The organism is Microcoleus sp. F4-D5 (assembly GCF_036704885.1).
Classification (GTDB): Bacteria; Cyanobacteriota; Cyanobacteriia; order Cyanobacteriales; family Microcoleaceae; genus Microcoleus.
In genome coordinates this window covers 73,755-94,394 of the sequence record NZ_JAUBSX010000012.1, presented here as the reverse complement: position 1 = coordinate 94,394, position 20,640 = coordinate 73,755, and the positions used below count along the sequence as shown (strand labels likewise).

Genomic DNA, 20,640 nt, shown 5'->3' with positions numbered 1-20,640 from the left:
CGACAATCCGACAATCCGACAATCCGACAATCCGACAATCCGACAATCCGACAATCCGACAATCCGACAATCCGACAATCCGACAGGGAATGAATTCCCTGTCTAATAGCTAAAGTCCTCTGAAGAGGACTAATTAGTTTAAAAATTCGGCGTTGCTGAATACAGGTAGGAATTCATATTTCCCAATTGCTATAAGACAAGTAGGGTAAGTTTTGTAACATCAAGCAACAAGTTGATTCCTACCATGAATCAGTAACGTCAAAAATTTTTCTTCTCAGTCCTCTTTCAGAGGACTTTCGCTATGAGACAGGGAATTCATTCCCTGGCGGACTACCGGGTGGGCGGCGTGAATCAGCAACCTCAAAAATTCTTCTTCTCAGTCCTCTTTCAGAGGACTTTAGCTATGAGACAGGGAATTCATTCCCTGGCGGACTAACGGATGGGCGGCGTGAATCAGCAACGTCAAAAATTCTTCTTCTCAGTCCTCTTTCAGAGGACTTTCGCTATGAGACAGGGAATTCATTCCCTGGCGGACTAGCGGGTGGGCGGGCTGACAGCTTAAGTTGACACCAATGGGCCGAAGAGTCCGGAACGGGCTCTGGGGCCCGTTCCACAAAGAATGAGTTTTCTTGTGGGGTGGGCCCCAGAGCTCGCCCATAAAAGGGTTTATCGCCCGCTAGATCAAGCTTCCCGCAATTTGCGGCCGCGCGATTTATCCCGAAGTTCTGGAGTCGCCATCCGCAACACAAAATCCAGCAACCAAGGCGCAATTCGGTGACACCAAACTGCTAGATGACTTTGCCATCCTACTAAGATTTCCGGCGCATCTTTGTGCAATCCCGCGACAAGTGCTAGGGCAACTTTTTCGGGAGTTGTGGGCACTACCCAGCGAAATTGTTCCAAGTCTCGCACCATGTCGGTATCTGTTAGAGATGGCAGCAAAGCTGTGACTCGAACGTTGTACTGAGTTAACTCGCTGCGTAAAGCTTGGGTGAATCCCAAAATGGCAAATTTGGTAGCAGAATAAGTCGCCATTGTCGGAGCGGCAATTTTTCCCATCAAGCTCGATACATTGACGATTGTTCCTTCTTTTTGAGCCGCCATTCGCCTCGCAATCAAACGGGTAATTGTGTAGGTTCCCAGCAAATTTAAGGCGATTTCTGACTCGATTAACGGCAGCGGGGAACGCAAGAAAGATGCTTGGTGGGCGACGCCCGCACAGTTGACTAGCAGGTGAATGGGGCCGAAATCTCGCCAAGCTTGGGCGATCGCAATATTCACCGCTACTGACTGAGTTAAATCCAAAGCTAACGGCACTACTTCTGTGCCCAAAACATCGATTTCCTCTGCCAGTTCAATTAATTGCTTGCGGTTGCGCGCCACAATTAACAAGCGTTTGACTCCTTGTCTCGCTAATTCCAGGGCGATCGATCGCCCAATTCCGCGCGAAGCTCCTGTAACAAGAGCTGTTTTTCCTTGAAGTTGCATAGATTAAACCTTTTGGTTGATGCTCACTGCGGCACGGAGTTATGAGTTGTGAGTTGTGAATTATCAGTTATGAGTTGAATGTTTTGGCGGTAACAACTCATAATTCATAATTTTGGGAAAGGCTATTTTGTTCCGATCGGCCTAATTTATTCGTGGGGTTAACTCAAAACCAAAAACTTTTGAATCGCTAACGTGCGCGTGAGTTGAACTAAACTTTTAGTTTGCCAGGAATCAGTCAAATATCTGGTCATTTAACCTCATGCAAGCAGACAAATGTGAGATGGCAAACCTAGTCGGAAATCATGGCAGAGCGGGCTTTATTACCGCTTTTTTTTCAGTTCGCGGAGGCGGACGCAAGCCTGTGCAGCCGCGAATTTATTCGCCAGGGATTGGTTTTCTTCAGTCCGCAGAGGCGGACGCAAGCCTGTGTAGCCGCGAATTTATTCGCCGGGAATATTCACCAGAATTTTTCATTTCTCGGGGCTTAATTGCCCCTCTTTTTTTAGTCCGCAGAGGCAGACTATATCCTGTGCAGTCGCGACTTACAATCGCCGGGGATTCGCGCGAATTGGCACGGGATAATTGAGCAATGCAGATTATCAATTCCACACCTCCTAGATATGAGAATTTCCTATCTACACACACCTTAACAACTAGAAGTTAAAGCGGCAACAATTTTTAATAAATCTTCTGCAACACTTCTTTACAACTGTCTCAGACTGCCGATTTCCAAGTGCCGTGAAAGCCCAAAGGTATGACTCCGGGCAATTCTAGCTGGCAAACAGGTTCGCGGGAAAGTCCGTCGCTGTCAAATATCCAGACTTCGCTGCTATCAGAATTGCCGTCATAAATAACTGTTACTATCCAACCTTTTTCCGAGGAAATATCTGGAACGTAGATGGGTTCTGCGGGATAGCGATTTTCGCCCAAGTCGGCAATTGTGAGATGGCGGCTTTGCGTGTCAAAACGGGCGATCGCACCGTAACGTTCCGGTACAATATCCACGTCAGGCCGATACATTGCCAGATAAATATATCGCGAGTCTTGTCCTATTTCTGAAGCAGGTACCGTCGGAAACTCGCAAGGTCGATCCAGCAATTCTTCGGCTGCTGTCACTTTGCCAGTTTGAGGATTTAGACACACCCGCCACAGAGTCCCCTCCGCATCGGTGCGAGTTTCACCCGCCGCTACTTCTTTCAGTCGCTGATTAGTTTGAAAGTCAGCAAAGCGCACAAAATCTACAGCCACTGAACCATCTTCTTTGACAAAACCGTTAGCAAAATGCCACTGAAACCAAGAATCGGTTTCGCCGCGGCTAACTAAAGATAGAGTTTCCGAGTCAATAACTAATATCTGCGTTCCTAACTCGGGTTTCCATTCCAAAGAGTCGCTGTAACTGCTGATTCCAGCTAACACTGGCAAAAAATTTAGTCGTACTGGCGGCACAAAAAATATTAGATACTTTCCAGCCAGAACAAAATCGTGGAGCATAGGAGGTCCATCTAAAACAACAGTTGCTTGTTGCACAATTTTGCCTGCAGGATCGCTTTTATACAGATTCAACTTTGTACTGGCACCATGTGTAATTCCAAAGTTAAAAATATTGCCAGTAATCGGGTCGCGCTTGCAGTGAGCGGAATAAGAAGATCCACTCTCTAAACTTCCTAAATCGTCCGTTCCCTGAGTTTCCAGAGTTTGCAAATCGAGGCTGTGAGGCAAGCCGCCTTCCCACAAAGCTAAAAGGCGATCGGGCAAAGCTAAAACAGAAGTATTGGCAGCATTTTTAACAGATTTAATCCACCGCAACCACGCCGGACCCGGTGCTGTCATGCCGTAATTACTGTAGAGAAATTTATCAGCTTTTTCCTCAGCTTGATATCCCGCTGTCTGCACGTAGCGATAAACAGCCGCAGCACCCTCATCGGTAAAATGTACTGCCAAAATTGCACCGTCGCCATCAAACCAGTGTCCCGCATTCATGCCGCCGCGTTGCAAACGTGCGGGCCCGTTGCGGTAGAGAGTGCCGCGCAATCCTGCGGGAATTTTACCGCTTTTAACCAATAGCTGAGTTAGGGGAAACTCTGCAGCCGGACGGGCTAAAGCTTGAGCCCAAGATTTTTTAGCTGAGATTTTAGTGTCTGTTTTCATTGGAAACTGGCAATTTTAAACTGATATTGCAGAAATTTTGCTATACAATTATAGCAAAAACCATCTATAACAGTTCTCGCCTGAGCCATTCATCAATGAATTAACAATTGCTCAATCCCCCAATCTAAAATCTAAAATCTAAAATCTAAAATATCAACCTGTACCTCACTTAATCGAACAAGGGTATAACACCTATGACTCTCCGCCGCCGCGATCTGCTGAGAACTTTTGGGTTGACTGCTATTGGTGCTCAGCTTTTACCTTTAGCGAATCCCTCGAATAGGATCGCCCAAACCAACCTATCTCCCAAAACTGCGATCGAGCTGCGCCGCCTGCAAGTCGGCGATACTGTAGCTTTAATCAATCCTGCCGCTTTCAACTACGAAAAAGAAGTGCAGCCATTTTTTAAAGTTCTGGATAACCTGGGTTTAAAAGTTAAATTGGGAGAGCATTTTTACGACCGCTACGGCTATTTAGCAGGCAAGGATGCCGATCGCGCCGCCGATGTCAACGCAGCCTTTGCCGATGACTCAGTGCGAGCTATTTTTACGGGGATGGGCGGCTGGGGCTGCGCTCGGATATTGCCGCTCCTGGATTACAATATTATCCGCAACAAGCCCAAAATTATTATGGGATTCAGCGATATTACGGCGCTGCTATTGGCGATTTATGCTAAAACTAATATAGTTACTTTTCACGGCCCTTTAGGTGCCTCAAGTTGGAGTCCCTTTACAGTGGATTACGTCAAGAAAGTTTTGTTTGAGGGAGGTTCTGTTACGATGCAAAACTCCCAAAGCGTGCAAGTAGAAACAATCGGGCGGGGTACAGCTAGGGGAAAACTAATCGGCGGCAATTTATCAGTAATCGCAGCAATGGTGGGTTCGGCTTATTTGCCGGAATGGGAAAACAGTATTTTGTTTGTTGAGGAAGTGGGCGAAGAGGTTTATCGCATCGATAGAATGTTGACGCAGCTCAAATTAGCGGGCATTCTCGATAAAATTTCAGGTTTTATTTTCGGACAGTGTACTAAGTGCGAAGCTGAAAAACCCCAAGAGTCCCTAACCTTGCCTCAAGTCTTGTCCGACCACATTCGCCCTTTGAAGATTCCTGCGTGGTATGGTTCAATGGTGGGACACATTCGGGAGCAGTTCACTTTGCCGATCGGCCTAGAAGTTGAAATTGACGCAAATTCTGGTACAATAAAACTGTTAGCATCCGCTGTCCATTAAATCTGAAACTCTTCTGGATATTACCGAGGCAGAGCCAGGGAACGAGAAATAAATTTAAACAGAAAATCAGAAATATCGTGAAAAAAACCGCACAATTCCTGAAACCATTAACAGTAATAATCTTGACAATTCTTTGCCTGTTGCCGCTCAATGCCTGTGCAGAAGCAAGTAAAACCGCCAACAGCGACTCCATTTATCAGCAGCGAACCGTCCACAATCCCGACGGCACCGGCAAATTTTACATGGGTCGAGAAATTGCCCAAGTCATGGGATATCAAGGCGCTGGTTGGCTAGAAAGACCGTCTCGCGGCATGGAAGAAAAATCAGCTCGATTAGTCAACAATCTCGATTTAAAACCAACCGATATTGTAGCCGACATAGGAGCAGGAACCGGATATTTTAGCTTTCGCATTGCTCCCTTAGTTCCAGAAGGAAAGGTTTTTGCCGTTGACGTGCAGCCGGAAATGCTTAATTTTATTGAGTTGAATAAACAAGAAAAAAATATCGCTAACGTTGAGCCAGTTTTGGGAAGTATCGACAATCCGAATTTGCCCGAAAACAGCGTGGATTTAGTTGTGATGGTGGATGCTTATCACGAATTTGCATATCCCAGAGAAATGATGCAAGGAATTGTGAAAGCACTCAAACCGGGAGGCCGCACGGTATCGATCGAGTATCGGGGCGAAAACCCGATGATTCCCATTAAAGGTTTGCACAAAATGACGCAGAAGCAGGTGAAAAAAGAAATGGCAGCCGTCGGTTTAGTATGGAAAGAGACAAAAGATATGTTGCCCCAGCAGCATTTGATGGTGTTTGAGAAAAAATCTCAAATTTAGCAGCCAAACAGAGCGATTGTTTACCATTTTTTCTCATTTTTGTCAAGGTACAAAAGACGTACTTTTGAGGCGCGCGGGCGATCGGTCAAACATACTAAGCCTTAAGTAACCCTTAAGATAGACATTTTACTAAAAATACCATTTACAATTAAAAATTGATAACCCAGAGGCGCTTCCTTCATTTTTCAAGCGAAGAAGTGTCGCTATTAAGAAGTACCAGCGTGAACATTCCAAGTTCCATCCTCACCATGCTCGCCGGCATCGTAGTGACTCTGATCAGTCTCTGGTACGGGCAGAATCACGGTTTACTCCCGATCGCCGCCTCTGATGAAGCATCCGACATAGACGCACTTTTCAATACAATGATGACCATTTCCACTGGATTATTTATCATGGTCCAGGGAATTCTCATCGTTGCTGCAATTAAATATCGCCGCCGTCAAGGAGACAACACAGACGGGCCCCCTTGGCATGACAACTTTCCCTTAGAAATTCTTTGGACAGCCGTGCCGGCGGTGATTATTTTAGGAATCGGAGTCTACAGTTTTGAGATTTACAACTCAATGGGAGGCCTCGATCCGATGGGAAATCACGACCACGGCACCATGCAAGCGCACTCTAAAATGCGGGGAAGTGCGATCGCAGCCACACTCTCAGATACACCCCAAAAAGCCCCTCAAATTCCATCTCAAAAACTCGTTGCTTTAGGCGTAGGCGCTTCCCCAGAAAATGAAGACAAACCAGCAGACTTAGTTGTAAATGTCATGGGTTTGCAGTACGCCTGGATTTTTAGCTATCCAGAAAGTGGCGTTAGTTCCGGCGAACTGCATATCCCAGCCAACCGCGACGTACAGCTAAATATCTCAGCCCAAGACGTGCTGCACGCATTTTGGCTGCCGGAATTTCGCCTCAAACAAGATGCAATTCCCGGGCGGCCGAGCGAACTGAGATTTACAGCAACTAAAACCGGCGAATACCGGGTTGTTTGTGCTGAATTGTGCGGCGCTTATCACGGAGCGATGAAAGCTTTAGCAGTCGTTCACACGCCCGAAGAATTCGACAGTTGGCTGCAAAGCCAGCAAGTTGCTAGCAGTCAAAACTTAGAGCAAGCAGTTGCAGCCAACCCTGGGGAATTGTCAGACGGTGAATTTTTGGCTCCCTACGTCAGGGAAATAAAAATTAATCCCGAAACCCTAGAACAACTTCACCCAACTCATCACTAAAAATAGTCATTAGTTTCTGGCACTGGGTCTTCGATCCCGAGCCAATAACTAATGACTAATAACTAATGACTAATAACTATGACACAAGCACAGTTCCAAGAAACTGCCAACACTGAGGCTCGCGGAACAGCGCCCGCCGATAGACATTGGCGCGACTACTTCACTTTTAATACCGACCACAAAGTCATCGGTATTCAATACCTAGTCACAACATTTATTTTCTATTTAATCGGCGGGGTGATGGCAACTTTGGTGCGAACTGAACTCGCCACCCCCGACGCCGATTTTGTCACCCCGGAACTTTACAACAGTTTATTTACTGTTCACGCGACGGTGATGATCTTCCTGTGGATCGTGCCTGCAGGGGCCGGATTTGCTAACTTTTTGATCCCCTTAATGATTGGGGCAAAAGACATGGCATTTCCCAGGCTGAATGCCGTTGCCTTTTGGCTGATTCCCGTAGGCGGCGTGTTGCTGTTGACCAGTTTTTTTGTAGGAGCTCCGCAGGCGGGTTGGACTTCTTATCCGCCTTTGAGCTTGGTTACTGCTCAAGCCGGCGAAGAAATTTGGATTCTCAGCGTTTTGATTCTGGGAACTTCTTCGATTTTGGGGGCGCTGAATTTTGCCGTTACCATCTTTACCATGCGGGTTCCGAGCATGGGTCTCAATGAAATGCCTTTGTTTTGCTGGGCGATGATTGCGACTTCAGCGCTGAGTTTGATTGCTACTCCAGTGTTAGCCGCAGCTTTGATTTTGCTGTCGTTTGACTTGTTAGCGGGGACGGCATTTTTTAACCCGACCGGCAACGGCGATCCCATCGTCTACCAGCATTTGTTCTGGTTTTATTCGCACCCGGCAGTTTACATTATGATTCTGCCCTTTTTCGGGGTGATTTCAGAAGTTTTGCCGGTGCATTCGCGCAAGCCAATTTTTGGTTATTTGGCGATCGCATATTCCAGTCTCGCAATCAGCTTTTTGGGCTTGATCGTGTGGGCGCACCATATGTTTACCAGCGGCACTCCCGGCTGGCTGCGGATGTTTTTTATGATCACGACTATGATCATCGCCGTACCAACTGGGATTAAAATATTTAGCTGGTTGGCAACTATTTGGGGAGGAAAACTCCGGCTTGTCAGCGCGATGCTATTTGGGATGGGTTTTATCTCAACATTTGTGCTCGGCGGCATCACCGGGATCATGGTCGCTTCCGTACCTTTTGACATTCACGTTCACGACACTTATTTTGTCGTCGCTCACCTGCACTACGTGCTGTTTGGCGGCTCAGTGTTTGGAATTTACGCTGCTTTTTACCACTGGTTCCCCAAAATGACGGGGCGGATGATTAATGAATTTTGGGGTAGAGTTCACTTTGTTTTAACCTATGTTGGCTTTACTGTAACTTTCCTCCCGATGCACGCTTTGGGGATGCAAGGAATGCCTCGGCGGGTGGCAATGTACGACCCGAAATTTACCACAATTAATGTCATTTGTACTGTCGGTGCTTATATGCTGGCAGTGTCTACAATCCCCTTTATCATTAATGTGATTTGGAGCTGGATGTACGGCCCGAAAGCAGGTGACAATCCTTGGCAAGCTTTGAGTTTGGAATGGATGACGACTTCGCCGCCCCCGATCGAAAATTTTGAGGGAGTGCCGGTACTGGCAACGGGGCCTTACGATTACGGCATGGAAAAAATTCAGCATACTGGGGAACGTCTCAGGCTCAAGCTGAGGGAAAATGCCACCCGCAACGCCCAGAAACAGGGTATTCCTATTGCGGAGGCTCAAGCTTCAACTTTCTTTGGCAGAACTGCAACTTTGGTCAATCCTGAATCAGAGATAGATGTTGATTCTCCTGCTGATGAAAGTCAAGATAGCGAGTAGTCATCAGTCATCAGTCATCAGTCATCAGTCATTAGTTATTAGTTATTGCTCGTTGCAATATGAGAACTTTGGACTAATGACTTTTGACAGCAACAGCACACCAGCGATTTAGGGATAATTTTTTCCCTCTTCCTTCTTCCTACGGACATCGGACTGACATCCGTTACATCCGTTACACCCTCAGAAAGCGAATCCGTTGCTGAAGTTCCTTCTTCCTTCAAGATCCCATTACCAACTAGCAATTTATTATGCAAATTCCAGCGATAGATCCGGCAAAAACAGCCCTGAATTACCACCACGAGGCTGAGGTAGAAGCACACGGTGTGGAGCATCCCGACCACCGCTTGTTAGGTGTAATTGTGTTCCTGTGCGCTGAAGGCATGATATTTTTCGGTATGTTTGCCGCGTATTTGATTTATCGGGCGATGGCCCCCGTGTGGCCTCCTGAAGGTACGCCGGCGCGAGAGTTATTGCTGCCGGGAATTAATACGCTGATTTTGATTGCTAGCAGTTTCGTGATTCACAATGCTGATACTGCAATCAAAAAAAATGATGCCGCAGGAATGCGGAATTGGCTGCTCGTAACTATTGCTATGGGCGCAGTTTTCTTGTTCGGTCAAGTTTACGAATACACTCATTTAGAGTTTGGCTTGACGACGAATTTGTATGCAAGTTGCTTTTACGTTTTGACAGCTTTTCACGGCTTGCACGTTACGTTGGGAGTGCTGCTGATGGTGGCGGTGGTGTGGCGATCGCGCGTGCAAGGTCATTATTCTAGCGAGCACCACTTCGGAATCGAAGCGACTGAGATTTACTGGCACTTTGTGGATGTGATTTGGATTGTTTTGTTTTTGTTGCTGTATATTTTGTGATCCCAGAGGCTTTTGGACCTCTGCCACCAGAGATTTGTATGACCCCCAATTGGGGGTTTTTTATTGTTTTGAGAGTGCGATCGCCTTTCATTTACCCTCTCACAGCCGATCGCGCTAAACTAAAAGTAGCAATTCTCCTATCCAGAAGCATTGAGAAAATTATGCAGTGCGAATTGTGCGATCGACAAATGGAAGCATTAACCGCTCATCACCTCATCCCCAAACAAAACACCAAGCGGAAAAACGAAGACCCAAGCCCGACAATCGACATTTGCTCGGCCTGTCACCGCCAGATTCACTCTCTATTTGAGAACAAACACCTCGCCCAAGAGCTCAACACCCTGGAAAAGCTCAAAAATGACCCTGAACTCCAGAAATTTGTCTCTTGGATTAAGAAACAAAAAACCGACAAACGCATTCAAGTACGCGGCAAAAAAGCTTGAGCGCAATGCCCGAACTCAGATATATCGTCCTGGACGCAGTTACTGTCTGAAACCCGGTTTATTCATAAATTTTTCCTTTTCAAAACCAAAATTTTGCAGAGCGACCCGGTTTTTTTGCGTAAATCCTAGTATAGTGATTTACTTATTCGTAACAAATTGCCAAGTATTATCATGAACCTCACCTCCCTCGAACTCGCAAAAGACCGATCGCGCATCTTCAAAAACTACATCCAAATGGAAATAGATGCCCAAGCTAACATAAACAAACTAGCTTTTTTAGACCGGGGCATTGAAAAATCTCCTTACCAACAAGAAATTAAAAACTATCCCGATTATCTCAAACAGAAACCCGACGGCTTAAAAGTAATTAGCTATATTCCCGGCCCCAATAATTCCCTCAAACTTACCCCGTTTCCCAGCTTGGGAGAACTACCTCAAATTAACTCTCAAGCTTTAAGTTTCCTCCACGAAGACATCAAACAAGCCTGCGTTTGCATTGGTACTTTTGTAGACGGCAAAATTCAGGCGCAGTGGCTGGGAAAAAACGCACTTACTAAAGCTGAACAGTGGAGTGCCACTAAAATTATCCCGCTCCTTAATATCGTCAGTCAAGTAAATACCAAATATCCAGACTGCGACATTGACAACTGCGTTGTTAGAGATGGCAACGGGCTCAGACAAGATTTTTACTTTTACGATGTAGCAAAAGACATGATTAGCTATAGCTCAAATATAGCAAGTTCAAACTCCTTAGCCGCGATGTTCAAACGCTTCGATACTCGCACAGGACTAGAGCAATGGCTGAAGAGCGCGACTGGCAATAATGACCTAATTTTTCGCGGCGATTACGGCGAAAATCCTTATCTCAACAACCCCAAAATCTTCGATCTCACCAAAAAACAAGTGCTGCTAAGTGCGGCATTAAACAGTACCAAACAAAGTAATACCGTATCTGCTTATGATTTGACCAGGCTAATTTCCATGTTAGGATGGCACTTCCACATCGAACAGCGATCGCGCATGAAAGCATCTCAGTGGAACAGCTTAGAAAGCATTGTCAGAGCAATGGGACATGACAGCGCTCGATATGCGGACGTAGCAATTAAAACTTTGGGGATGGATAGCCTCATAACTTCTCCAGTAATTATCTCAAAATTGGGTTACGGACTGAGCGCGATCAGGGGAACCCTAGAAACAGTTTATGTGGCTTTAGTGCGGTTTGTTGACGAACGGCCGAAGGCGGCGGGAAAGCCGGCAAAACTCAGAACTTTAGCCATGACTTTGCGGGCAGAAAAACCTGTAGGCGGTTCCAGCAGTGTCGATCGCTTGGCGATCGAACTCGACGCCAGATTTTGCGCCGAAGTCACGGAAATTCTCCGCCGGTTGTTTGCGGAAGAATTTTAAATGCGGGCGATCGACTAATGAGAAAGTCGGTGAAACTTGCGATAAAGCATCCTCTCCACCGGCTTGCCTCCCCGCAAATGTTGCTCAGTTATTGTCGCAACTTCTTCAGGGCAAACGCCATTGTACCAAACCTCTTCTGGCAGCACTAACGCCATCGGCCCGTTACCGCACTGTCCCAAACAACTGCTAGCAACAACTTCAACTTCTGATGGCGACAATTTCTGAAAAGCTGCCAGTACCTTTGCTGCACTTTGCTTGCGACAAGTGCGGTTTTGGCAAACAAGAACTCGCCTAGAAGATTCTGTTATTTTCATGTTTTTTTACTTGACATTGTGCTACATATATGCTATTTTTTTATCATGGGAATAGGTGCGCGCATATATACTCACATATATACTCAAATTTTAACTGGTTCCCAAACAAAAGCCAAAAACAGATTTCCAGAGAAAGAGCCTTGCTTGCAGAGGAAAATTCGACGCAGGCCCTGGTAACGAGTAGAGTTGGATAAAATTATTGTGGGTTGGGCGTCCCGCCCGCCCGAAAAATACAATTTAAATGCGGGACAGCTTAAGACTTCAACGAACCCTACGATTAATCTGGTGACAACCCTTTGGAAGCCAACCATTGTCGATCGAACAAACGCGACTGATACCGCGCCCCCCCATCGCACAAAACCGTTACAATAGTATGGCCCGGTCCCATTTGCTTCGCCAAAGCTACAGCCGCCCCCACATTAATTCCTACCGAACCACCCATAAATAACCCATCTTTTCTCAACAGTTGGTAAACCACCCGCACGGCTTCCGCATCATCTATTTGCAAGGCATCGTCTACCGGGGCATTTTCCATATTTCCCGTCACCCGACTCGTGCCAATTCCCTCAGTAATCGAACTGCCTTCAGTCTTAATTTCCCCAGTTTTGAAATAACTGTAAAGCCCGCTGCCCATCGGGTCTGCCAAGACAATTCTCATAGCAGGATTTTTTTCTTTCAAAAACATTCCTACGCCAGCAAAAGTGCCGCCCGTACCAGTTGCGGCTACCCAAGCATCAATTTTCCCGTTTGTTTGTTCCCAAATTTCCGGCCCAGTTGTCTCGTAATGAGCTCGGCGATTGGCTAAATTGTCAAACTGATTTGCCCAGACTGCATTCTCCATTTCCGCCGCCAATCTTCCCGACAATTTGACATAATTGTTCGGGTCTTTGTAAGGAACAGCGGGAACAGTCCGAACTTCAGCGCCCAAGGTTCTTAAAGCATCGATTTTTTCTTGAGATTGGTTATCGGGAATCACAATCAAACATTTGTAACCTTTAGCGTTGCAAATGTGTGCCAAACCGATGCCAGTATTGCCGGCAGTGCCTTCAACAACGGTGCCGCCCGGTTTCAGCAAGCCTTTTTCTTCTGCATCTTTGATGATGTATAAAGCAGCCCTATCTTTAACGGAACCGCCGGGATTGAGAAACTCTGCTTTGCCGAGAATTTCGCAGCCAGTTTCATCGCTGAAGCTGTTTAAGCGAATTAGGGGAGTATTGCCAATTGTGCCTACAAAACCGTTTTTGATATCCATATTTTTTTGATTTTTGCCTGCTATATTTAGAGACGATCGCGAACAAACAAACATTATACGTCTAATTAGGCAAGAAAGAAGGTAGAATCTTAAGATATCTCAGAGGCAGCTAGCTCAACTCAAAGTTAAGAGGCTATACAAATTAGTAAGGTGTCATGGAAACTGTCATTTTAGTTAACGGTGTTGGACTTCGCGGTGCAGAAATGTTATTATTACACTGCCGTTTGCAAAAATACGGCTATCGAATTAAACAATTTTCCCATGCTGCTTGGGGAAATTCATTAAAGCAAAATGTTACGTCTCTCCAAAAATTCTTAGCAGCAGAAAAAGCTGATACTATCCACTTTGTCGGTCATAGTTTAGGTGGGCTATTAATTTACCTATTGTTTGACAACTTTCCGCAGCAACGTCCGGGAAGAATTGTTACCTTAGGTACTCCCCATCAGGGTAGTAGCTTTGCTTGCAGATTGAGTCGCAAATCTTGGGGAAGATTTATCTTAGGACGCAGCCTCATGACAGGATTGTTCTATCGAATATTACCGCCACCCAATAGAGATGTGGGAATCGTTGCCGGTAATTTGGATATCGGTACTGGTTGGTTGTTGCGCTTGCCTCGTCCTAACGATAGTCTAATTGCAGTCGAAGAAACTCGCTGCACGGGTGTTGCCAAACATATTATTTTGCCTGTTTCCCATACCGGACTCTTGGTAGCACCCATCGTTGCGAAACAATGCTCCAGCTTCTTAAAAACTGGTCATTTCCTGTGATTTTATACCTGCTATTTCGCCTTACCAAATTTTACTCATATTGAGTACAAATCCCGGCAAAACCGGGTCGCCGCTAACTGTAGCCGGATTCTCCAAACATTCCTCTGGCAAACCGGGACGATAAATGTAAACTCTGCGATTTTTGCGGTCAATCAACCAGCCTAACTGCACTCCTGGTTCTCTCATATATTCTTGCATTTTTTCTTGCAATGGCTTGAGATTGTCAGAAGCAGACCTGAGTTCTACTACAAAATCAGGACAAATCGGGGCAAACTTTTGCTGTTGTTCTGGTGACAAAGCATTCCATCTTTCCAATTTTATCCAAGCCGCATCGGGCGACTTTTCTGCACCTGTTGACAGAGTAAATCCTGTACTCGAAGTAAACGCTAAACCAGTACCATTTTGTTCTGCCCAAACCCACAGCGGCCCAAATATATTACCTTCTCGGTTTCCCGTCTCCGAACCAGTAGGAGGCATAATTAGCAATTCTCCCGATTTGTTGCGTTCAATGCGCAATTCACTATTGATTTGACAGAACTCGAAAAACTCGTCGTCTGTCATTTGCAATTTTGGCGGTATTCGCAACACAATTGTTGATGTCAACATAATTGATTTACTCGATCGTTGCTCCTATACTCAGCCTACCAAATATTGCTCATATTGAGTACGAATCCGGGCAAAACGGGGTCGCCGCTGACTGTCGCGGGATTCTCTAAACATTCCTCTGGCAAACCGGGACGGTAGATGTAAACTCTGCGATTTTTGCGGTCAATCAACCAGCCTAACTGCACTCCTGGTTCTCTCATATATTCTTGCATTTTTTCTTGCAAAGGCTTGAGGTTGTCAGAAGCCGACCTCAGTTCTACTACAAAATCCGGGCAAATCGGGGCAAACTTTTGCTTTTGTTCTGGTGACAAAGCATTCCACCGTTCCAGTTTCATCCACGAGGCATCTGGAGACTTGTCACCCATTGAAAGCTTAAATCCCGTACTGGAGTCAAAACATATACCGGTTCCATCTTTTCGAGCCCAAATATACAACTCTCCAAAGACGCTACCGCTGCGATTTCCAGTCTCCGAACCAGTAGGGGGCATAATTAGCAATTCTCCCGATTTGTTGCGTTCAATGCGTAACTCACTATTGATTTGACACAACTCGAAAAACTCGTCGTCTGTCATTTGCAATTTTGGCGGTATTCGCAACACAATTGTTGATGACAGCATTTTGCCTTTCCTCCACTCTAAATTGTTCAGACAAGATTGCACCAATTATTTGTTTGTAGTGAGGAGTTGAGTAGTCAAAAATTAGGATTAAGGACTAAACTCCTCACTACAAAAAGGTTGGACGCGGGAATTATAGAGGTAAGGCGTGCAGTGTACACCTTACATAATTAGGTTCTGCTTCCAGGAATGTTAAACCTATTTATTCGGCTGAGGAGTCATCCGCAAATAAGGCTTAACCGGGGTGTAGCCTTTGGGAAATTTCTCTGCTAACTCTGCGGGGTCAGTAATCGAAGGTACGATTACGCAATCGTCGCCGTCTTTCCAATCAACCGGAGTCGCAACGCTGTATTTGTCCGTAAGTTGCAAGGAATCAATTACTCGCAAAATTTCATTAAAATTCCGACCAGTGCTAGCCGGATAAGTAATGCTCAAACGCAATTTCTTTTCCGGGTCAATTACAAAAACTGTGCGGATTGTTAAGTTGTTCAGCGAGTTGGGATGGATCATGTCGTAAAGGTCGGAGACTTTACGATCGCCATCTGCTAAAATTGGATAATTGAGGGTGACATTTTGAGTTTCCTCAATATCTTTAATCCAGCCCATGTGAGAATCCACATCATCGACGCTGAGGGCAATGGTTTTGACGCCCCGCTTTTCAAATTCCGACTTGAGACGGGCCACTGCACCGAGTTCTGTGGTGCACACTGGAGTATAGTCTTTCGGGTGGGAAAACAATACTACCCAGCTATCACCCGCCCAGTCGTAGAAATTGATTTCCCCTTCAGACGAAGCTTGGGTAAAGTTGGGAACTGTATCGCCTAATCGCAGACTCATAACTGATTTCCTCTAATTTTATTTAAGGACTGTTCCTTATCATGCCATAATTGCCCGGTTTCTCGATCGAGCTGTAAAGGATTCTAAACTTTTTGGTCGATCGATCGGCAATTCCACTACTGTAATGTATGTGTGGCTTATACCGCTGAATTTTCTTGCTATGCTTTACTTTTTGCTGAAGGCAATACAGCCTGTTTTAGTCCCCCTGTGTTTTGTCTCCGCCTGGGGTTTAGTTTTTTTGCTGTGTTCGAGTATCGGGCGTACTGTCGCCGACTCCCTGCGCCGAGCTCAGCGGATGCACCAAATCCCTTGTGCTAATTGCGTATTTTTCACCGGCGACTACCACCTCAAGTGTCCCGTTCAGCCTACCATAGCTTTATCTGAAGATGCGATCGACTGTCCTGATTATCGATCGCATTCGGGAACTTACGGTTAAAAATTTCGGACGCCGCTTTACATATTTCTTAACATCTCTCGCTTTTTCAATTAAATTTAACTTATAGTAAAGAGATTTTCAGGAGTGTGGAAAGAATGCTAATTCAAAAGCTAAATGCCTGCGACGAGTTTATTGCTGGCGACGGTACTCAACTGCGAGAATTGCTGCATCCAGACAAACAATCTGTCGAGTTGCGTTACAGTTTAGCCCACGCCGCTTTGCCAGCGGGACAAACTTCTGCGCTGCACTCCCTGACAACTTCTGAAGTTTACTATATCCTCAGCGGCGTTGGAGAAATGCACATCGACGACGAAAATCAATTCGTGGAAGCCGGAGATGCAGTTTACATTCCGCCAAACGCCAAGCAGTTTATTTACAACTGCGGCACAGAGCCGCTAATATTTATTTGTATTGTCGATCCGGCGTGGCGAAAGGAAGACGAGACAATTTTCGAGTAAGTAGGTCAGAGCAAAAAAACATAGTATGTACAAATATTGCGGTTAATTTATCCCATCAGTGATTGCTTGACATATTTGGCATTGCCACCTATTCACATCGTCTGTGTTGGCGAGAGTAACCGCAACTTGTTTGTATTGGCTGGATATGAGGGAGAGATTGAGGTTGAAGTTGCTCCTGATGGGGAGTTTTTTTAAACAATTACCCAACTAGATTATATTGCAATACGCTTGGGTTAAGCCCGATTCCCTAGCCTCCCTTCTCAAGGGCGAGACAAGAACTTACTCTTGCGTCCCCCGGGGGAGATGCGAGGTGGAGATCCCAGGAACAAACAGTTTTAACCCAAGCGTATTGGATTATAATGCTATGTTCGATCGAGAATTGAAGCGTTATTACCTAAAAATCGCCTAACTCCTCACCGTAACTAAGTGACGGTGAACGTTTGCATTGCTACCTCACTGTTGCGATAAAACAGTCTGATACCAGGGGATTGAGAAAACTCCTGCTGAATTAATTTGAATTGTTGCCAGTTAATCTCGGAGTGGACTAGCCTTTGGTATTGAGGCAGATCTAATTTTACTGTCAGCAGATACTCTCCTATAACTATTCTATTGCTATTTTAAATAAGTTAAGTTTGCAGTCAGGAAGTTAGTCCTTATTAAGTCTGATTGAATGAGGAATTTACTTACCAAGAACCTATTTGGGGAAGATATTTAGGTTTTGAAATTAGCTCGAATAGAACAGAATAAACACTAAAAAATCAGAACTAAGAACTAAGGACTAATAACTAATGACTAATAAGTATTATCCTTCAAATTTGGCAACCGAAACCCGATCGCGCCCTGCTTTTTTTGCCCGATAAAGCGCCTCGTCGGCGATCGCAATTAGCGTCGCCGGCTGGGACATCGGTGCCGGAATGCAGCAAGCTACACCCAAACTCAGCGTCACGTATTCGCTGACAAGAGACTTAGCGTGAACTATCTGCAAACTCCGCACCTGTTGGCCGATCATTTCAGCTACGCAAGTCGCACCTTGAATATCAGTATTCGGCAAAACTATTGCAAACTCTTCTCCACCGTAACGCGCTACTAAATCTGCAGATCGCTTTACCGAATGCTGGAGAACCGCCGCCACTTGCCGCAAACATTCATCTCCCGCTTGGTGCCCGTAAGTGTCATTGTAAAGTTTGAAACAATCGATGTCGCACATAATCAAAGACAGCGGTGCTTCTTCCCTCGCCAAACGCCGCCATTCCGTATCGAGATATTCATTAAAAGAGCGGCGGTTTCTTACCTCAGTCAAACTGTCGTAAGTTGCCAAATACTGCAAGGCTCGATTCACGGTTTCTAACTGCTGTTTCTGCTGCTGCAACTGACGGTTGAGCCCAGTCAACTGTTGTTCGGCAGCATGGGTTCGCAGCAAATTTCTTACCCTCGCCAGCAGTTCCCTCTCGTCAAAAGGCTTTGAAATATAATCGTCAGCACCCGCATCCAAACTTTCGATCCTGGCTTCCATCCCCGATCGCGCTGTCAAAAAGATTACCGGAGTCGAACTCAATTCCTCTGTGTTCCGAATCTCCTTGAGCAAATCCAGTCCGTTTTGTCGGGGCATGATTTGGTCGCTCAAAATCAAATTGGGGTGCAAACTTTTGGCTTTTTCTAAACCTTCAACTCCGTCACTCGCCACGGCGACTCGATAGTAAGGAGTCAATAAACTTTGGAGGTAAGACAGCAGAAAACTGTTGTCTTCTACTACCAGCAACAGCGGTAATTTTCTGCGGTCAATTGTTGATTTTGCCTGATTATTTGGGTCGTCAAAACTGTTAGAGTCCGGCAGCGGGGCTTCGTCGGGTGCGATCGCCTTGGCATTTGGCGCGTCGGACTCTCGGGCCCCGAATCCAGTCAGTCCTGCCAATTGGGCGATCGCGTTCACCAACTGATTCGCCGACACCGGCTTCGACAAATGCCTCTGAAACCCCGCCTCCAGCGCCGATGCCGAATCTTCTTCCCGGATGCCTCCCGTCAGCGCCACCGCCGGCAGCAGTTCCCTTTGCTCAGACATTTCCATTGCTCTAATGCGGCGGATCAAATCGCAGCCGTCTGCTTCCGGCATCGCCATATCGCTCACCAACACGTCGGGCCGCGACTGTTGCAACTCGGCCATCGCTTCGCCGGCGCTACCCACCGCTGTTACCTTGGCTCCAAATGCTTCCAGGCCTGTTTTCAGAAATTCCCGGATCTCGGCACTGCTTTCAACGATCAGGACTTGTTTTCCGGCTAGGGGTTTGGAAACCGATCCGGGTCTGGTTTCCGCTTGGGCGATCGCACGAGTGCGATCGGCGGGTACATTTTTGTTGGCGATGGGTAGCTGCACCTCAAACGTCGCCCCCTGAGCGATACCGGGACTCTTAGCCCAAATAGTTCCTCCGTGCAGTTCCACTAACTGGCGTACAATCGAGAGTCCCAGACCGAGCCGGTTTTGTTCCTTGGTCTGGCAGCTATCTGTCGGGCGGAAGTAGTCAAAGAGGTGTGGCAGAACTTTGGGGTCGATGCCGCAACCGCTGTCGCTGATGCGAATCAGCGCGCCCGATGCAGTAGACTCGATCTGTATTTGGACTAGGCCGGGGGCGGATTCCGGGGTAAATTTGATGGCGTTAGCAAGCAAGTTCCAGACTACTTGCTGCAAGCGTTCTGCATCTGCCAAAATGTAGCCGACGGCGGGGTCGAAATGTGTTTCTACGCGGATGTTTTTGGCATCGGCGGCGGGACGGAGGGTGTCGATCGCGGATTCTATCAGAGACGGGAGGTGAACTCGGCCGATGTTCAGGCGCACTTTCCCCCGCAGCAGCCGCGAGAGGTCGAGGAGATTGTCTATTTGCTGGTTTTGCAATCTGGCGTTGCGCTCGATGATTTCCAAAGCGCGGTTGGTGGTGGCTTCGTTTAACTTGCGCGATCGAGCTAGCTGCACCCACCCCAAAATTGCGCTCAGGGGCGATCGCAGTTCGTGGGAGACGATCGCCAGAAATTCGTCTTTTGCCCGGTTGGCTTCGGCTTGGGCTGCTTCCACAGCTTTGCGATCGGTGATGTCGAATCCGATCGCCAAATACTGAGAGGGTTTTCCCTTAAAGTCCAACAGCGGAACTACTGCTGCATACACCCAATAATCCCTGCCATTCTTGGTTTGATTCTTAATTTCTCCTTCCCAAACTTCACCTTTTGCAACAGTTGACTGCAGATTTTTAATTAATTCCGAAGACTTATATTCCGAGTGAAGGATGCCGAAGTGGCAGCCAATCAGTTCGGCGCGGGAATAGTTGGAGATGGAGCAAACTCGATCGGTAACGTAGTTGATAATTCCTCGGGCGTTTGTCCTGACTGCCAGTGCCGAGCGGTCGATCGCTCCTTTAAAATCTAAACCTTCTTGCAGCGACGAATCTAGTTCTTTTTTCGTAGAAATTTTTCCTAGGCGATCGTGCGCGTTTGGTTGCGGCCGATCGGCCTTATCCTTACTCCGCTGTTTGATTTCCATTGCTTCTCTTTTCCCCTGACGGCTGACACCTAATCTACTCGCACCCTGATTCATTATCACTGTTTTTTTACCCGCGCTGGCGAGTGTAATATTTTGTATCTCTAGATTTTTCTGAAAACTCTGCAGGCAGCACATCCACTCGGGACTAACCTCAAATTTTATTTACATTTTGGCTAAATTTTGTCAATCTGAGGACATATTTTCTTAAATCTGCTCCATCAGGTACTCGATAAAAACAGTCAATTTTTTTCTCACAATTACCCCCCGCATCTGGCACAAAATTTTCTCTTGAGCAGGCTTGCG

The 20,640-nt window shown here is 46.4% G+C and carries 20 protein-coding genes; 12 read left to right on the top strand and 8 right to left on the bottom strand.

From position 1 onward, the window contains the following. Positions 1–301 precede the first annotated feature (301 nt). Complete coding sequence (locus QUA80_RS08535) at positions 302–436, top strand: hypothetical protein (RefSeq protein ID WP_333423208.1); 135 nt, start codon at positions 302–304, stop codon at positions 434–436. Between the two features lie 245 nt (positions 437–681). Here the strand turns inward: QUA80_RS08535 and QUA80_RS08530 are convergent, their stop codons facing one another. Together QUA80_RS08530 and QUA80_RS08525 are read right to left on the bottom strand one after the other, a co-directional pair. Further along, positions 682–1,488 (bottom strand): SDR family NAD(P)-dependent oxidoreductase, encoded by an 807-nt coding sequence (locus QUA80_RS08530; RefSeq protein WP_333423207.1) that lies wholly within the window; start codon positions 1,486–1,488, stop codon positions 682–684. A gap of 714 nt (positions 1,489–2,202) precedes the next feature. Beyond that, on the bottom strand, positions 2,203–3,636 hold the full coding sequence (locus tag QUA80_RS08525; RefSeq protein ID WP_333423205.1) for a carotenoid oxygenase family protein: 1,434 nt from the start codon (positions 3,634–3,636) through the stop codon (positions 2,203–2,205). A 194-nt stretch (positions 3,637–3,830) separates the two neighbouring features. Here QUA80_RS08525 and QUA80_RS08520 point away from each other — a divergent pair, with 194 nt between their 5' ends. From QUA80_RS08520 to QUA80_RS08490, 7 genes are all read left to right on the top strand, one after another. After that, the gene (locus tag QUA80_RS08520) at positions 3,831–4,865 is read left to right on the top strand and encodes an LD-carboxypeptidase (RefSeq protein WP_333423203.1); all 1,035 of its coding nucleotides are present in this window, start codon (positions 3,831–3,833) and stop codon (positions 4,863–4,865) included. 77 nt (positions 4,866–4,942) lie between these two features. Next, positions 4,943–5,701 (top strand): class I SAM-dependent methyltransferase, encoded by a 759-nt coding sequence (locus QUA80_RS08515; protein ID WP_333423201.1) that lies wholly within the window; start codon positions 4,943–4,945, stop codon positions 5,699–5,701. Between the two features lie 221 nt (positions 5,702–5,922). Then, positions 5,923–6,924, top strand: a complete 1,002-nt coding sequence (locus tag QUA80_RS08510; protein ID WP_333423199.1) for a cytochrome c oxidase subunit II — start codon at positions 5,923–5,925, stop codon at positions 6,922–6,924. A 78-nt stretch (positions 6,925–7,002) separates the two neighbouring features. Further along, positions 7,003–8,808, top strand: a complete 1,806-nt coding sequence (gene ctaD, locus QUA80_RS08505) for a cytochrome c oxidase subunit I (RefSeq protein ID WP_333423197.1) — start codon at positions 7,003–7,005, stop codon at positions 8,806–8,808. Positions 8,809–9,056: 248 nt separating this feature from the next. Then, on the top strand, positions 9,057–9,680 hold the full coding sequence (locus QUA80_RS08500; RefSeq protein ID WP_333423195.1) for a heme-copper oxidase subunit III: 624 nt from the start codon (positions 9,057–9,059) through the stop codon (positions 9,678–9,680). A gap of 38 nt (positions 9,681–9,718) precedes the next feature. After that, positions 9,719–10,123 (top strand): HNH endonuclease, encoded by a 405-nt coding sequence (locus QUA80_RS08495; RefSeq protein WP_333423194.1) that lies wholly within the window; start codon positions 9,719–9,721, stop codon positions 10,121–10,123. Between the two features lie 171 nt (positions 10,124–10,294). Continuing rightward, a complete protein-coding gene (locus QUA80_RS08490) occupies positions 10,295–11,527 on the top strand; it encodes a hypothetical protein (protein WP_333423192.1) in 1,233 nt (410 codons plus the stop codon). A gap of 14 nt (positions 11,528–11,541) precedes the next feature. Here QUA80_RS08490 and QUA80_RS08485 read toward each other — a convergent pair whose 3' ends face one another. Beyond that, on the bottom strand, positions 11,542–11,841 hold the full coding sequence (locus QUA80_RS08485; protein WP_333423190.1) for a (2Fe-2S) ferredoxin domain-containing protein: 300 nt from the start codon (positions 11,839–11,841) through the stop codon (positions 11,542–11,544). 277 nt (positions 11,842–12,118) lie between these two features. Further along, positions 12,119–13,093, bottom strand: a complete 975-nt coding sequence (locus QUA80_RS08480) for a cysteine synthase A (protein ID WP_333423188.1) — start codon at positions 13,091–13,093, stop codon at positions 12,119–12,121. A 155-nt stretch (positions 13,094–13,248) separates the two neighbouring features. On the opposite strand from QUA80_RS08480, the gene QUA80_RS08475 reads away from it, so the two are divergent. Beyond that, complete coding sequence (locus QUA80_RS08475; protein ID WP_333423186.1) at positions 13,249–13,860, top strand: lipase family protein; 612 nt, start codon at positions 13,249–13,251, stop codon at positions 13,858–13,860. Between the two features lie 21 nt (positions 13,861–13,881). On the opposite strand, the gene QUA80_RS08470 is transcribed toward QUA80_RS08475, so the two are convergent. From QUA80_RS08470 to QUA80_RS08460, 3 genes are all read right to left on the bottom strand, one after another. Continuing rightward, entirely contained in the window at positions 13,882–14,466 is a 585-nt protein-coding gene (locus tag QUA80_RS08470) for a Uma2 family endonuclease (protein ID WP_333423184.1), read from the bottom strand. A 35-nt stretch (positions 14,467–14,501) separates the two neighbouring features. Beyond that, positions 14,502–15,083 (bottom strand): Uma2 family endonuclease, encoded by a 582-nt coding sequence (locus QUA80_RS08465; RefSeq protein ID WP_333423182.1) that lies wholly within the window; start codon positions 15,081–15,083, stop codon positions 14,502–14,504. 195 nt (positions 15,084–15,278) lie between these two features. Continuing rightward, positions 15,279–15,917 carry a peroxiredoxin gene (locus QUA80_RS08460; protein ID WP_333423180.1) on the bottom strand — a complete coding sequence of 213 codons (639 nt, stop codon included), beginning with the start codon at positions 15,915–15,917 and terminating at the stop codon, positions 15,279–15,281. A 160-nt stretch (positions 15,918–16,077) separates the two neighbouring features. On the opposite strand from QUA80_RS08460, the gene QUA80_RS08455 reads away from it, so the two are divergent. The 3 genes from QUA80_RS08455 to QUA80_RS33740 all read left to right on the top strand — a co-directional run bounded on the left by QUA80_RS08455 (position 16,078) and on the right by QUA80_RS33740 (position 17,006). Next, a complete protein-coding gene (locus QUA80_RS08455; RefSeq protein ID WP_333423256.1) occupies positions 16,078–16,353 on the top strand; it encodes a hypothetical protein in 276 nt (91 codons plus the stop codon). Between the two features lie 95 nt (positions 16,354–16,448). After that, positions 16,449–16,811, top strand: coding sequence for a cupin domain-containing protein (locus QUA80_RS08450; protein ID WP_333423177.1), 363 nt, complete (start codon positions 16,449–16,451; stop codon positions 16,809–16,811). A 36-nt stretch (positions 16,812–16,847) separates the two neighbouring features. Further along, positions 16,848–17,006: a DUF6888 family protein gene (locus QUA80_RS33740; RefSeq protein WP_445302221.1), complete on the top strand. Its 159-nt coding sequence runs from the start codon at positions 16,848–16,850 to the stop codon at positions 17,004–17,006. A 607-nt stretch (positions 17,007–17,613) separates the two neighbouring features. On the opposite strand, the gene QUA80_RS08445 is transcribed toward QUA80_RS33740, so the two are convergent. Continuing rightward, positions 17,614–20,391 (bottom strand): diguanylate cyclase domain-containing protein, encoded by a 2,778-nt coding sequence (locus QUA80_RS08445; protein WP_333423255.1) that lies wholly within the window; start codon positions 20,389–20,391, stop codon positions 17,614–17,616. Positions 20,392–20,640 lie beyond the last annotated feature (249 nt).